This is a genomic window from Pseudomonas sp. FME51 (assembly GCF_014897305.1).
Map to the genome: position 1 here is coordinate 237,123 of NZ_JABUYN010000004.1, position 15,000 is coordinate 252,122.

At 59.8% G+C, this 15,000-nt stretch carries 12 protein-coding genes, 1 tRNA gene and 1 pseudogene; 12 read left to right on the top strand and 2 right to left on the bottom strand.

Features of this window, described 5'->3' with window-relative positions; all coding sequences use genetic code 11:
* Positions 1–119: 119 nt before the first annotated feature.
* A complete protein-coding gene (gene trxB, locus INT39_RS09405; protein ID WP_193073642.1) occupies positions 120–1,067 on the top strand; it encodes a thioredoxin-disulfide reductase in 948 nt (315 codons plus the stop codon).
* Between the two features lie 119 nt (positions 1,068–1,186).
* Here the strand turns inward: trxB and INT39_RS09410 are convergent.
* Positions 1,187–1,273 (bottom strand) — tRNA-Leu (locus INT39_RS09410).
* A gap of 121 nt (positions 1,274–1,394) precedes the next feature.
* Between INT39_RS09410 and queA the strand changes: the two genes are divergently transcribed.
* Genes queA through secF form a run of 5 tightly spaced genes read left to right on the top strand, consistent with a single transcriptional unit; the run spans position 1,395 to position 6,825 of the window.
* A complete protein-coding gene (queA, locus tag INT39_RS09415; protein WP_193073643.1) occupies positions 1,395–2,444 on the top strand; it encodes a tRNA preQ1(34) S-adenosylmethionine ribosyltransferase-isomerase QueA in 1,050 nt (349 codons plus the stop codon).
* 5 nt (positions 2,445–2,449) lie between these two features.
* Complete coding sequence (gene tgt / locus INT39_RS09420; RefSeq protein WP_193073794.1) at positions 2,450–3,568, top strand: tRNA guanosine(34) transglycosylase Tgt; 1,119 nt, start codon at positions 2,450–2,452, stop codon at positions 3,566–3,568.
* A gap of 59 nt (positions 3,569–3,627) precedes the next feature.
* Entirely contained in the window at positions 3,628–3,963 is a 336-nt protein-coding gene (gene yajC, locus INT39_RS09425) for a preprotein translocase subunit YajC (RefSeq protein ID WP_193073644.1), read from the top strand.
* 59 nt (positions 3,964–4,022) lie between these two features.
* A complete protein-coding gene (gene secD / locus INT39_RS09430) occupies positions 4,023–5,903 on the top strand; it encodes a protein translocase subunit SecD (RefSeq protein WP_193073645.1) in 1,881 nt (626 codons plus the stop codon).
* 10 nt (positions 5,904–5,913) lie between these two features.
* Entirely contained in the window at positions 5,914–6,825 is a 912-nt protein-coding gene (gene secF, locus INT39_RS09435; protein WP_193073646.1) for a protein translocase subunit SecF, read from the top strand.
* A gap of 258 nt (positions 6,826–7,083) precedes the next feature.
* Here the strand turns inward: secF and INT39_RS09440 are convergent, their stop codons facing one another.
* Positions 7,084–8,343, bottom strand: a complete 1,260-nt coding sequence (locus INT39_RS09440; protein ID WP_193073647.1) for a porin — start codon at positions 8,341–8,343, stop codon at positions 7,084–7,086.
* 157 nt (positions 8,344–8,500) lie between these two features.
* On the opposite strand from INT39_RS09440, the gene INT39_RS09445 reads away from it, so the two are divergent.
* The 6 genes and pseudogenes from INT39_RS09445 (at position 8,501) to INT39_RS23005 (ending at position 14,973) form a co-directional block, all read left to right on the top strand.
* Positions 8,501–9,421: a LysR substrate-binding domain-containing protein gene (locus INT39_RS09445; protein ID WP_193073648.1), complete on the top strand. Its 921-nt coding sequence runs from the start codon at positions 8,501–8,503 to the stop codon at positions 9,419–9,421.
* A gap of 125 nt (positions 9,422–9,546) precedes the next feature.
* Positions 9,547–11,088 (top strand): ABC transporter substrate-binding protein, encoded by a 1,542-nt coding sequence (locus INT39_RS09450; RefSeq protein WP_193073649.1) that lies wholly within the window; start codon positions 9,547–9,549, stop codon positions 11,086–11,088.
* Between the two features lie 2 nt (positions 11,089–11,090).
* Positions 11,091–12,008: an ABC transporter permease gene (locus INT39_RS09455; protein ID WP_193073650.1), complete on the top strand. Its 918-nt coding sequence runs from the start codon at positions 11,091–11,093 to the stop codon at positions 12,006–12,008.
* Positions 12,009–12,953, top strand: a complete 945-nt coding sequence (locus INT39_RS09460; RefSeq protein WP_226944650.1) for an ABC transporter permease — start codon at positions 12,009–12,011, stop codon at positions 12,951–12,953. It begins immediately after the preceding gene.
* Position 12,954: 1 nt separating this feature from the next.
* Positions 12,955–13,866: pseudogene (locus INT39_RS23000) on the top strand (ABC transporter ATP-binding protein); the annotation flags it as partial.
* Between the two features lie 36 nt (positions 13,867–13,902).
* A complete protein-coding gene (locus tag INT39_RS23005; protein ID WP_413468916.1) occupies positions 13,903–14,973 on the top strand; it encodes an oligopeptide/dipeptide ABC transporter ATP-binding protein in 1,071 nt (356 codons plus the stop codon).
* The last annotated feature ends 27 nt before the right edge of the window (positions 14,974–15,000 follow it).

Genomic DNA, 15,000 nt, shown 5'->3' on the forward strand with positions numbered 1-15,000 from the left:
CAGGGCACTGCCCAGCGATGGCCGCCGAGATTGAATGACCAGAGCCAAGCGGCTCTGGTTCAGAAGTTTTTTCGTTTTGACTATCATAACGCCGCCCCGGCGGCGATCTGGAGGAATCAATGTCTGAAGCACGCCACTCCCGTCTGATCATTCTGGGCTCCGGCCCGGCCGGCTACAGCGCCGCTGTCTATGCCGCGCGGGCCAACCTCAAGCCGCTGCTGATCACCGGTATGCAGATGGGCGGTCAGCTCACCACCACCACCGACGTCGACAACTGGCCGGGGGATGTGGAAGGCCTGCAGGGCCCGGATCTGATGGAGCGCATGCGTAAGCACGCCGAGCGCTTCGAGACCGAGATCCTGTTTGATCACATCAACAAGGTCGAGCTGAACCAGCGCCCCTTCGTGCTGACTGGCGACCAGGGTGAGTACACCTGTGATGCCTTGATCATCGCTACCGGCGCCTCCGCCCGCTACATCGGCCTGCCATCCGAAGAGGCCTTCATGGGTAAGGGCGTATCTGCTTGCGCTACCTGTGACGGTTTCTTCTACCGCAATCAGGACGTCGCCGTGGTGGGGGGTGGTAACACTGCCGTAGAAGAAGCACTCTATCTGGCCAATATCGCCAAGAAAGTCACCCTGGTGCACCGCCGCGATACCTTCCGCGCCGAGAAGATTCTGGTCGACAAGCTGATGGCCAAGGTCGCCGAAGGCAAGATCGAGCTGAAACTCAACGCCACGTTGGACGAAGTGCTGGGTGATGACAGCGGCGTGACCGGTATGCGTCTGGCTTTCAATGATGGCCAGAAGGCAGATATCGCCCTGGCTGGTGTATTCATCGCCATCGGCCACACACCCAACACCGGGCTGTTCGACGGTCAGTTGAACATGAAGGACGGCTACCTGAAGATCAACAGCGGCACCGAAGGGAATGCCACTGCGACCAACATTCCTGGCGTATTTGCTGCCGGTGATGTGGCTGACCATGTGTACCGTCAGGCGATCACCTCGGCTGGCGCCGGTTGTATGGCTGCGTTGGATGCCGAGCGGTTTCTGGATCAGCAGTAAGTAGCTGGCCTTCGGTGACGGCGTGCGATGGCACGCCCGAACCCTGGGCACAAAAAACCGGCTGAAGGCCGGTTCTGTCATGCTTGCCACTCTGTTTTTTCACCATTCGGTTCATCGAATGGTGCCTCGAGGGAGAATCGAACTCCCACTCTGTCACCAGAAGCGGATTTTGAATCCGCCGCGTCTACCAATTCCGCCATCGAGGCTTTTTGCAAGCCGCGCGGAGTATACGAACCGTTGGGCGTCCAGGTCAATGCTTTGCGTGGTCGAAAAGTCATATTTCCGCTACTATATGCGCCCTTTTTGTCATCTGCGGATTTCCTCTGTATGCGCGTCAGCGATTTTCGATTCGACCTGCCTGATCGGCTGATCGCCCGCCATCCATTGGCCGAGCGTCGATCCAGCCGGCTATTGTGCCTGGACGGGCCGGGCGGTGAGCTGATGCATCGACAGTTCGCTGATTTGTTGGAATACCTGCGTCCCGGCGATCTGATGGTGTTCAACAATACCCGGGTGATTCCGGCGCGGCTGTTCGGGCGCAAGGAAACCGGTGGCCAGCTGGAAGTGCTGGTAGAGCGGGTGCTGGATGATTGTCGGGTGCTCGCACATATACGCTCAAGCAAGTCGCCGAAGCCGGGTAGCCGTATTGTGTTTGAAGAGGCCAGCGGCGCGACCATGCTGGCCCGTCACGACGCACTGTTCGAGCTGGAGTTCGACGAGCCGGTATTGCCGCTGCTGGACCGGATCGGCCATATGCCCCTGCCGCCCTACATTGACCGCCCTGACGAAAGCGCTGACCGCGAGCGTTACCAGACCGTGTACGCGCAGAAGGCTGGCGCTGTTGCAGCGCCAACTGCAGGCCTGCACTTCGATAATGAGCTGTTGCAAGCTATCGAGGCCAAAGGTGTCGCTACTGCGCAGGTGACCTTGCATGTGGGCGCGGGCACCTTTCAGCCGGTCCGTGTCGAGCGCATCGAAGACCATCACATGCATAGCGAGTGGCTGGAGGTCAGCCAGCAGGTGGTGGATGCGGTCAACGCCTGCAAGGCGCGCGGCGGTCGGGTGATCGCGGTGGGCACCACCAGTGTACGCTCATTGGAAAGCGCCGCGCGGGACGGGATCCTCAAGCCGTTCAGCGGTGATACCGACATCTTTATTTATCCGGGTCGACCCTTCCATGTAGTGGACGCGCTGGTGACCAACTTTCACTTGCCCGAATCCACGCTGTTGATGTTGGTCTCGGCCTTCGCCGGCTATCCGCAAACCATGGCTGCCTATCAGGCAGCGGTGGATAACGATTATCGATTTTTCAGTTACGGTGATGCCATGTTCATCACCCGCAATCCGGCTGCCTGCGGGCCCGAGGACATGCAATGAGTCACATGCAATTTGAATTACTGGCCACCGACGGCAAGGCCCGCCGCGGTCGTCTGACCTTTCCCCGCGGCGTGGTGGAAACCCCGGCGTTCATGCCGGTGGGCACCTACGGTACGGTCAAGGGCATGCTGCCGCGTGATGTGAAGGATATTGGCGCGCACATGATTCTCGGCAACACCTTCCATCTGTGGCTGCGTCCGGGCACCGAGGTGATCCGCAAGCACGGTGACCTGCATGACTTCATGCAGTGGCAGGGTCCTATCCTGACCGACTCCGGCGGCTTTCAGGTGTTCAGCCTGGGTGCCATGCGCAAGATCAAGGAGGAGGGCGTGTATTTCTCTTCTCCGGTGGATGGCGCCAAGGTGTTCATGGGGCCGGAAGAGTCCATGCAGGTGCAGCGCGATCTGGGCTCGGATGTGGTGATGATTTTCGATGAATGCACACCATACCCGGCTGACGAGGATGTGGCGCGCCGCTCCATGGAGTTGTCGCTGCGTTGGGCCAAACGCTCCAAGGCAGCCCATGAAGGCAACCCTTCGGCGCTGTTCGGTATCGTTCAGGGGGGTATGCACGAGTCGCTGCGCCAGCGTTCATTGGATGGCTTGTGTGAGATCGGCTTCGATGGCCTGGCCATCGGCGGCCTGTCGGTGGGTGAGCCCAAGGAAGACATGATCCGCATCCTCGATTATCTGCCGCCGCTGATGCCGCCGGAAAAGCCACGTTATCTGATGGGCGTTGGCAAGCCGGAAGATCTGGTGGAAGGCGTGCGTCGGGGTGTGGACATGTTCGACTGTGTGATGCCCACCCGTAACGCGCGCAACGGCCATCTGTTTACTGATACCGGCGTGGTGAAGATCCGCAACGCGGTCCATCGTCATGATGACTCGCCGCTGGATCCGGGCTGTGACTGCTATACCTGCCGCCATTTCACCCGCTCTTACCTGCACCATCTGGACAAGTGCGGCGAGATGCTCGGCAGCATGCTCAATACTATCCATAATTTGCGGCATTATCAGCGGGTAATGCATGGTTTGCGTGGTGCGATTCAACAAGGTACATTGACCGCCTTTGTGGATAACTTCTATGCACGTCTCGGCCAACCGGTACCTCCTCTGGAGGCTTGAATAACGGTCAGGAAGCCCCATTATTCTTTTCTTGCGACACTATAAAACAGGAGTTCTACATGAGTTTTTTCATTTCCGAGGCCATGGCTCAATCCGCTGAGGGCGCTGCTCCGGGCGGCTTTGATCCGATGAGCATGATTTTTCTGGTTGGTTTTGTGGTTATCTTCTATCTGATGATCTGGCGTCCGCAGGCCAAACGTGCCAAGGATCACAAGAACCTGATCGGCGGCCTGGGCGTGGGTGATGAGGTCGTGACTGGCGGCGGTATCCTGGGCAAGGTCAAGAAGGTCAGTGATGAATTCATCGTGCTGGAAGTGAGCGAAGGTCAGGAGCTCAAGTTCCAGAAGGGAGCTGTCGTAGCTGCGTTGCCCAAAGGCACTCTGAAAGCCATCTAACCCCTTCAAAACATTGTATCCGGGCGCATTCAGCGCCCGGGTCGTTATCGGGCCCTGACATGCTCAATCGTTACCCTCTATGGAAATACCTGCTTATCGTGGCTGTGCTTGCGCTCGGCCTGATATATGCAACCCCCAACCTTTACCCTGACGATCCAGCCATTCAGATCTCCGGTAGCAGTTCCACCCAAACCATCGAGCAGAGCGATCTGCAACGTATGGAGCAGGCGTTGAACGACGCCGGCATTGTCACTAAAGGCGTGGAGCTCAATAGCAATGCCAGTTCCGGCCTGGTACGTCTGGTGCACCAGGCAGATCAGTTGCCGGCGCAGGACATTGTGCGTCGCACTCTGGGTAATCAGTTCGTCGTGGCGCAGAACCTCGCCGCTACCACCCCAGACTGGTTGCTGAATATCGGCGCCGGCCCGATGAAGCTTGGTCTTGACCTGGCTGGTGGTGTTCACTTCCTGTTGGAAGTGGATATGGACAAGGCTATCGAGGCTCGGGTGAATGTCTACGAGAGCGAGTTGCGTACGGTGTTTCGCAACGAGCGCATCCGTTATCGCAGTCTGCCTGCACAGGGCAATGTGCTGCAATTCGGGTTCACCGACGATGCCGAGCTGAGTTCGGCGCAGCGCTTGATCTCCAGTAGATACAACGAATTCCAGATCGATACGGTACGTCGCGACAATATGAATGTGCTGCGTCTGGCATTGACTGATGCCAAGATGAGCGAAATTCGCGAGTACTCGGTGAGCCAGAACCTGACTACGGTCCGCAACCGGGTCAACGAGCTGGGCGTCGCCGAGCCGTTGGTTCAGCGCCAGGGTGCCAACCGCATTGTCGTGGAGCTGCCTGGTGTGCAGGACACTGCCGAAGCCAAGCGGATTCTGGGCAAGACCGCCAACCTGGAGTTCCGCCTGGCTGCTGAGCCGAATGCCGCACGCGCAACGGTCGAGTCCTTCGAGTTTCGTGATGGCCTGGGCCGTCCGGCAGCCGATGTGGAGCGCAGCATCATCCTCACTGGCGACCAGGTGACTGACGCCCAGTCCAACTTCGATGAAAATGGCAGTCCGCAGGTGAACATCCGTCTGGATGGCCATGGCGGCGAGCTGATGACGCGTGCCACGCGTAATAACGTTGGTCGTGGCATGGCGGTATTGTTCATCGAGCAGCGTGAGGTGCCCAGAACTGTCATGCAGGAAGTCGACGGTGTGATGCAGGAAGTCACTACCCCGACCTTCGTTGAAGAAAAGTCGATCATCAGTCTGGCTACTATTCAGAGCACGCTGGGCAATCAGTTCCGCATCACGGGTTTGAATTCGCCCGCTGAAGCGTCTGAGCTGGCGTTGCTGTTGCGCGCCGGTGGTCTGGCGGCCCCCATGTACTTCGCGGAAGAGCGCACCATTGGGCCAAGTCTGGGTGCGGAGAACATCAGCAGCGGTGTCACTGCAACGCAGATCGGCTTCCTGCTGGTGGTTGCTTTTATGGTGGTGGTGTATCGCGGCTTCGGCGTGCTGGCAAGCATCGCGTTGAGCTTCAACCTGATTCTGCTGCTGGCTCTGATGTCCTTGCTGGGCGCGACTCTGACGCTGCCGGGTATCGCCGGTATCGTGTTGACCCTGGGTATGGCGGTGGATGCCAACGTGCTGATCTTCTCGCGGATTCGTGAAGAAATCGCCAATGGTGCCTCCATCCAGCGAGCGGTGCATGAAGGTTTCGATAAGGCCTTCTCGGCCATTCTCGATGGTAACCTGACCACCTTGCTGGTGGGTGTGATCCTGTTCGCCATGGGCACCGGGCCGATCAAAGGCTTCGCGGTCACCCTGTCGCTGGGTATTGTCACCTCCATGTTCAGCGCCATCATGGTCACTCGCGCACTGGTCAACCTGTCCGTCGGCGGGCGCGACCTCAAGAAGTCCTGGAAGCTATGGCTGTGAGGAGCAGATCATGATCAATCTTAAAACCATCAATTTCATGCGGCTCCGCAAGGCGTCCTACGTCCTGGCCGCCATCCTGATGATCGGCTCCATTGCGTCGCTGGCAGTCAAGCAGCTCAATTTCGGATTGGACTTCACCGGCGGTGCGCTGGTTGAGCTCAATTACAGTGAGCCGGCTGATCTGGATTCGGTGCGTACCACCCTGCGTGAGGGCGGCTGGGATGATGCCATTGTGCAGAACTTCGGTGCCAGCACCGATGTGATTATCCGCCTGTCCAGTGACGATTCCGAACTGGGCAACGAGATCGCTCGCGTAGTGAAGCAGCAGGACGGCAGCGAGGTATCGGTCAAGCGGGTCGAGTTCATCGGCCCGCAGGTCGGTGAAGAACTGCGCGACCAAGGCGGCCTGGGTATGTTGCTGGCGATGGCGGGGATTCTGGTTTACGTCGGTTTGCGTTTCCAGTTGAAATTTGCCGTGGGTGCGCTCGCTGCGTTGTTGCACGATGTGATCTTCGTACTGGGGTTCTTTTCCCTGTTGGGTCTGCCGTTCGATCTCACGGTGCTGGCGGCGGTGCTGGCGGTCATCGGTTATTCGTTGAACGACACCATCGTGGTGTTTGACCGGGTGCGTGAGAATCTGCGGCTGATGCGCAATGCGGATCTGGAGCACGTCATCAACGTGTCCACCACCCAGACTCTGGCCCGTACCCTGGCGACATCTGTCACTACCTTGCTGGTGTTGTCGGCGCTGTACTGGTTCGGCGGCGAAAGCATTCGCGGCTTCGCCCTGGCGTTGATCGTCGGTATCGTTGTCGGTACCTATTCGTCCATCTACGTCTCCAACGGTCTGCTGATCAATCTCAAGCTGACCCGGGAAGACCTGATCCCGACGCAGCTCGAAGAGGTCGACGACCGGCCCTGAGTCGACAGCCGGAGCTGAAAAACCCGACCACGTTCGCGTGTGTCGGGTTTTTTAATGGCTGCATGGAGTTGGAGTGTAACCAAAAGGTTCAGCGCGGATTAGCGTGAGAGGGTAGGGATGGCGGTCAGACTGGTGTTAAGTTTTGGTTACCACAACACCCATCTGACCCAACTGCCACCGTTGCCATGAGGGCTGATCTGCCTGACTTCTTCCACAAGATCAAAGCAGCGTTTCCCCGTAAAGTACGACGAACCTTATTTAAAACTTGAGTCTGACACCCGTGGTCACGATGGTGATGTCATCGTATTTCAGGTCATAGGAGGTACGACCGCTGAAGGTAGCCCAGTTCTTGCGCTCGAAGCTGTGGATCTTCGCGCCGGCGTAGATATCAAGCATTTGCTTCGGGCTCCAGACATAGCCTGCCCCGATTACGGTGCCCACGTCGCCCACCTTGTTCCTGTCCTTGGTGACACCCCAGTGCACGTCGAAGGCATGCTGGCGACTGGGGCGGTAGCCCAGTTTCACGTAGCGGAACTTGGCCAGCTCCGAGCGGTTGTGCGTGAGGTTGGCGGTCTTGGACGCTTCACTCTGCTTCTCTACCCGGTTGACGGCGGCGAAGGTGACGTTGATCCCGTTATCGGCAAGCCAGGAGATCGAACCACCGTAGTTGCTCACATCGGTATCACGGGGCGCGTTCGGGCCTTCCAGGTCTCTTTTCGCGAGGGAGTAGCCGATGCGGACCAGCGCTCTGCCACCCGGCGTGCGCAAGCCTGATCTGGCTCCGATTTCGTAAATGTCGTCTTTGCTCGCGTCGTCAGTGCCCTTGCCCGCACTCGCGGACAGCGTCACGGGCCCGATACGGGGACTGTCGTAGCGGATGCGATCGTGACGGCCTTCGAAGTTGAAGTCGCGGATGCTGCCAACAATGGACACTTTGTTCGGGTTGCTGTCGGGCGCCGGCGCTTCGATGCTGGTAATAGCGCCTGCGCGGTTGGTACTGGTGACCAGCGATTTTCTGGTTTCGTTGAAATACATTCCGCCGCCGATCAGCGCGGGGTGGCGAAAGCTGATGACGCCGGTACCAGAATAGTCCGCCCTGCCGGCTCCATAAGCGGCGCCTTCGCCACGCCCGACAGTAAGTTTGCCAAAGGGTGAATCGACAAAACCTTCGGTGATACGTTGATCCAGTTCGCCTGCAATGCTTTTGTCGTCGGGTGATACCTCTGTTGAGGGGTCTTCGTAAAATCCGCGCTCAATATAGGCACCGGCGGTCCAGCCTTCCAGGAGTTTCTGAGTGACGCTCAGGTGTATCTGGGTCGGGCTGTTTCTGTTGTCGACGTGGTAATACTCTGAACTTGAACCCAGACCCCTGCTGTTTTCACTGTATCCGTCGTCAACATGCATGAACGCACGGTTGATTTGACCACCGACCTTGATATCGAGTGCCATCGCCGGCGTGACCGACAGCGCCGACAGGCTGATGATGCTCGACAGGAGCCCTGCTTTCGACAGTTCCATATTCCCTCCGGTTTCTTATTTTTGGCGCTTTCGCTTCAGGCGAATGCATGGGGAAAGAGGCTTTCCTGGCACAATTTATCGGCTAGTATAGGTGGTTATGTAAATTCGAAACATTGGATAGATATATGCGTTTTCTGCATGTAATTGGGATAATTACTTGAATATCAAAAAGTTGAGGTGCTTCAGGGCAGTGGTGATACATGGCTCGTTGGTCGCGGCGGCCTCGATCATGAACTTGAGCCAGCCCGCGACCAGCCGCTTGATCTCCACCCTGGAGGACGAGCTGAAGCTGAAGCTGTTCAAGCGCGAGAAGCGGCGTCTGGTACTCACGCCCGAGGGCAAGGAGTTCTACCGCGAGACGGAAAAGATCCTCTCCAACCTGGAAGATCTGCCGCGCATCGTGCGCGAGATCAAGGAGGGCGGCACCCGCACCCTGCGCATCGTGGCGCTGGCCAGGTTGGCCAACAGTCTGGTGTCACCGGCGCTGGCGCGCTTTGTGAAGGAGCATCCCGGCCAGCGCTTCAGTGTGGATGTACGCGGGCATCGGGACATCGAACAATGGGTCGCCGGCCGGCACTACGATATCGCCGTGGCGCTGACCAAACCCTGCAACCATCCCGCGGTCATCCAGCGGCCGTTTTTCGATACCGATGCGATGGCGATGATCCCCAGAGGCCATCCGCTGGAGGCAGCCGATGCGGTTTCCGCCCGGCAGATGGCAGAGCACGACATCATTGCACTGGCGTCGGGGTTGCGACCGCGCCTGCAGATGGAGGAGATATTCCAGGCGGCCGGCGTGGAGCTCAACAGCAAGATCGAAACCACCTCCAGCGTACTGGCCTGCCAGATGGTCGCTGAAGGGTTGGGCGTGACCATCATCGACCGCCTGACCGCGCTGGCGGTCGATACCTCACGATTCTGCCTGCGGCCTCTGGCGCCACGCTATCGCCTGCAGTTCGTGTTGCTGTTCCCTCCGGGTTTCGAAGAGACGCCCGCGACCACCAGCCTGGTACGCTGCCTGCGGGACGAGGTCATGGCCGCCCTGGGCGATCACGCGACCATGACTGGCGGCGAATGAAGCGCTCGCGCCAATGCGTGCGTTAATTGCATATGTCTATCGACTATATGCAATTTTAAAAAGCATTTCTCCTCCCTACACTCTGCTCATTGCTTGATCTCCCAATAATTACAACAGGAGGGGAAATGAGGATCAACCACCCACGCCGGGTTGGTATCGGCTTGGCGAGTCTGCTCGCCGCCTGGGCACTGTCGCTGTTTGCCCATGCCGATGCCCGCAGCGATTCACTGATCGTTGCTCTGGCCATGCCGCTGACGACCGTCGACCGGCTCTATTCTGTACAGCGCGAAGGACTGGTCCTGGCCCAATTGACCGATGACGGCCTGTTTCATGTGGATCCCGATACCCTGGAATTCGTCCCGCTGGCGGCCGCCTCCTATGAGTGGGTTGGCGAGACGCGTCTGGACGTCGTGCTGCGTGACGATGTGACGTTTCACGACGGCAGCCCGCTGACCGCCGATGATGTGGTCTACACATTTGACTGGGTACTGGCTCGCGACTCGGGTACCAGCCGTGGCCCGGTTATCCGTGGCTGGCTGGATCGGGTCGAGAAGATCGACGAACACCGCGTGTCCTTCCACCTCAAGGTGCCTTACCCGATGGCGCTGCGCGACATGGCCGTGAGCGTGCCGTTGCGCAAGCAGGGCACCTATGCCCATACCGGCACCCGGGCAGTCGAGCAGCAGCTCAACGGCATCGGCCCTTACCGGGTCACTGGCTTTCGCGCCGGACGCGAGATCGAGCTGACCCGTTTCGAGGATTACTATCAGGCCAGCCCCAAGGCCAATCCGGCGATCAAGTACATGCGGTTCCGGGTCATCCCCGACCAGGGTACGCAGCAGGCGGAGCTGCTCAGCGGCGGCATCGACCTGATGCTGGACGTGCCGCCAGATATCGCGGATAACGTGCGTCATCTACCGAATGTCGAGCGCCTGGAAGGGGATGACATTCGTATCGGCTACATCACCCTGGATGCGGCCGGCTACTCCGATCCCAATACGCCGTTCAAGGACGTGCGGGTGCGCCGTGCACTCAATCATGCGATCAACCGTCAGGCCATTACCCAGTATCTGGTGCGCGGCAGTGCCCAGGCTCTGGACTTCGCCTGCCATCCGCTGCAGTTTGGCTGCGAAGGTACTGGCCCGGCCTATGCCTACGACCCGGACAAGGCCCGCGCACTGCTGACTGAAGCCGGTTATCCGAATGGCTTCAGCTTCGATCTGTGGGCCTACCGCGACAAGGTCATAGGTGAGGCCATCGTCAACGATCTGCGGGCCGTGGGCATCAACGCGAACCTGCGCTACGTGAAGTTGAACGTGTTCTCCAAGGTCCGTAACGACCGCGATATGTCGGCCTTCTTCGCCTCCTACGGCGGTGGCGGCACCGCCGATGCGTCAGCGATCACCGGCGTGCACTTCGTGGCCAATACCCCACGCAACTATTCCGGCGACGAGGAGCTGGCCGCCACCGTGCTGGCCGCCGAGCGCACCATCGATCCCGAGCGGCGTCGTGAACTGTACCGTCAGGCCCTGGATCGCATTGCCGATCAGGCCTACTGGGTACCGATGTTTTCTTACAGCCAGAATTTCCTGCTGGCGCCCGGCCTCGACCTGTCGGTCCCCAGGGACGGTGTTCCCCGTCTCTGGCAGGCCCGTTGGAGTAATTGATTATGGCGAGTTATATCCTTCGCAGGGGCTTGCTCGCTCTGCTGGTAGCGCTGGTGGTGTCCTTCGGTACCTTCGCGCTGTTCTATTTCGCTACCGATCCGGCACAGACGATTGCCGGTGAGGATGCCCCGCCGGAAATGGTGGAGGAAATCCGTCAGGAGTACGGCTTCGACCGCCCGGTGTCGGTGCAGTACGTGGCCTGGCTGGGTGGCGTGTTCAGGGGCGATTTCGGTGAAAGCTACTTCTGGAAGCAGCCGGTCGGTGAGCTGATCCGCGAGCATGCCGGAGTGACCATCATTCTGGCCCTGTCCTCGCTGATGGTGACCACTCTGATCGCGCTGCCGTTGGGCATTGGTGCGGCGCTCAGACCCAACAGCTGGGTGGACAGGTTCGCACTCTCGACGGCGGTCTCGGCCCAGGCCATTCCCAATTTCTGGCTAGGCCTGATGGTCATCATCCTGTTCGCGGTGATGTTTCCGATCTTCCCGGTCTCGGGTGATGCGACCTGGCGCCATTACGTGCTGCCAGCTCTGGTGCTGGGCGCCAGCTCGGTGCCGGCGGTCATGCGCCTGACCCGCACCGGCCTGCTCGAGGTATTGGGCGCCGACTACATTCGCACGGCCCGGGCCAAGGGCTTCATGGGCTATCAGTTGATCTTCCGTCAGGCGCTGCGCAACGCGCTGTTACCGGTGGTCAGCGTGCTCGCGGTACAGCTTGGCCACAAGCTGGGTGGCTCGGTGGTGACCGAGTCGGTGTTCAGCATGAACGGACTGGGGCGCCTGGCAGTGGAATCGATTTTCAATTCGGACATTCCGACAGTGCAATCGTTGATTCTGATCTTTGTACTGACCTTTGTACTGCTCACGCTGGCGGCTGACCTGATCAACGCCTGGCTTGACCCGCGGATCCGGATGGGGTGAATGATGACGACAACTAACACAGTGAAGAATCCGCGTTTCATGGCCGAGTCGCAGACCGACGGCGAGCAGGTCGATACCGGCCTGGGTCTGAGCCCAGCCAAAGCGGCGCTCAAGCGCGCCCGCGGCCACACCGGACTGAAGATCGGTTTCGGGATCATTCTGCTCATGGTCTTCCTGGCGCTGTTCGCGCCCTGGCTGGCGCCGCATGACCCCTACGTACAGAACCTGCCGATGCGTCTTTTACCGCCGGCCTGGGTCGAGGGCGGCGAGTGGCGCTACCTGTTCGGTACCGACCACCTGGGCCGCGACTACCTGAGCCGCATCATCTACGGCGCCCGCATTTCCCTGGCTATTGGTGTGGGCGCGGCCACCGTGGGCGCCATCATCGGCGTGACACTCGGCCTGCTGGCCGGTTACTTCGGCGGCTGGCTGGACCAGGCGGTCAACTTTCTGGTGACCTGCCAACTGGCAATTCCCAGCCTGCTGCTGATCATGGCGCTGGTATTCGTGATCGGCCAATCGATCACCGTGGTGATCTTCGTGATTGGCGCCACGCACTGGGTGTTCTATCTGGTGGTGACGCGTTCGGCGACGTTGCGGTTGCGGGAGATGGACTTCGTTGCCGCCGCGCGGTCGATGGGCTGCAGCCGTTTTCAGGTGGCGGTGCGTGAGGTGCTGCCGAACCTGTCCAATCAGATCATGGTGATCTTTACCCTGGAAGTGGCCATCGCGATTCTGAGCGAAGCGACCCTGTCCTTCCTCGGTCTGGGCATTCCCTCACCGATGCCGTCCTGGGGCTTGATGATCGCCGAGGGCAAGACCTCGATGTTCTTCCAGCCCTGGCTGGTGGTGCTGCCTGGCCTGGCGCTGTTCATGCTGGTGATTGCAGTCAATTTGCTCGGTGATGGCGTGCGCGACGTCACTGTCACGGACCGGAGAAACTAATATGAACACGCAATCACTGTTGGATATCCGCAATCTGTCGGTCGAGATTCCGACTGAATCGAGCACGCTGAAGGCGGTCCGGGGTGTCGATCTGGAGCTCAAGCGCGGCGAAACCCTGGGTATCGTCGGCGAGTCTGGTTCGGGCAAGTCGATGACCGCGCTGGCCATGATGAGCCTCTTGCCCCCGGCGGCCCGGCGCTCTGCGGCTTGCATCAATTTCGATGGCGCGGACCTGATGCAGGCCAGCGAGCATGACTTTGCCGTGCAGGTACGCGGGCAGCGCATCGGCATGATCTTCCAGGAGCCGATGACCAGCCTGAACCCGGTCTACAGCATTGGCCGGCAGTTGAAGGAAACCATGACGTTGCACCGCAAGGTCTCGGAGTCCGAGGCCGAGGCGCGGGCGGTTTATCTGCTGGAAAAGGTCGGGCTGCCCGACCCGGCCAGTCGCCTCAAGCAGTATCCGCATGAGCTCTCCGGTGGCCAGCGTCAGCGCGTGATGATCGCCATGGCGCTGATGAACGAACCTGAGCTGCTGATCGCCGACGAGCCAACCACGGCGCTGGACGTGACCATCCAGGCGCAGATCCTACGCCTGCTTCGCGACCTGCAGCAGGAGCTGGGCATGTCGATGATCCTGATCACCCATGATCTGGGCGTGGTGTCGCGGGCGGCGGACAAGATTGCGGTGATGTACGCGGGTGATATCGTCGAGACCGGTACCACGCAGGAGGTGCTGTTGAACCCTCGCCATCCCTATACCCAGGGGCTGCTGGAATGCGTGCCCGGTTACCGCAATGGCGCGTTGAAACGCCTCGGCTCCATCCCTGGTATCGTGCCCTCGATGACCGGTACCATTCAGGGCTGCGCTTTTGCCTCGCGCTGCCCGCGTGTGGTGGAGTCCTGCAGGACGCAAACGCCGCCTAGTCAGGAAATCGGCCCGCAGCGCATGTACGTCTGCCACGACCCGCAGGAAACACGCGGCTGGCAGCCCAGTCCGGTTGTGCCCACGAACCAGGACGTCCTGGTGTCGCCGAGCCAGAGTCGGACGCCGATCCTGTCTGTGGACTCGGTCAGTTGCACCTTTTCGGTACGCCGCGGCATATTCGGCAAGCGCATACCGCTGCGCGCGATGAATGACATCAGTCTGCAGGTCAACAAGGGTGAGGTGCTGGCGCTGGTTGGCGAATCTGGCTGCGGCAAGACCACCCTGACCCGTACCATCATGGGCTTGCAGCAGCCGGATACCGGGTCGGTGATCCTCAATGGCCAGCGCATTGAAAGCCTGCCGGCGATGCAGCGGGCGCGGATGATTCAGCCGATCTTTCAGGACCCTTATTCGTCGCTGAATCCGCGCAAGACAATTGGCGAGATCATCGGCAAACCGCTGGCGGTGCATAAGCTCGGCAGCCGCCAGGAGCAACTGGCGAAGACCTACAGCATGATGGAGCTGGTCGGCCTGCCGCGCCGGGTATTCAACAGTTATCCGAACCAGCTGTCCGGCGGCCAGCGGCAGCGCGCAGCGATTGGTCGGGCGCTGATCATGCGGCCGGAGGTGGTGATTTGCGACGAGCCGACTTCGGCGCTAGACGTGTCGGTGCAGGCGCAGATTCTCAACCTGCTGCTCGACCTGCGTGATGAGCTGGACCTGACCTATCTGTTCGTCACCCACAACCTCTCCGTGGTGCAGCACATGGCTGACCGGGTGGCGGTGATGTACCTGGGTGAAATCGTCGAGTGCGGCAATCGCGATGATGTGATGCTTAATCCGCGGCATCCCTACACCCGCGCCCTGATGGATTCGGCCCTGAGTATTGCCCCGGGCGAGATAGTGCCCGACCTGGGCCTGTCCGGTGACTTTCCCAACCCGATGAATCGGCCTACCGGCTGCGCCTTCAATCCGCGCTGCCCGATAGCCGAACAGGTCTGCCGCGAGCGTACGCCAGCACCGGAAATCATCGGTAGCAGCCTGGTCAGATGCTGGAAGGCGCGGCCCTCCAGTGACTGTCCCACAGCGTGATCAAACAATAATACAAAGGACCCCTGT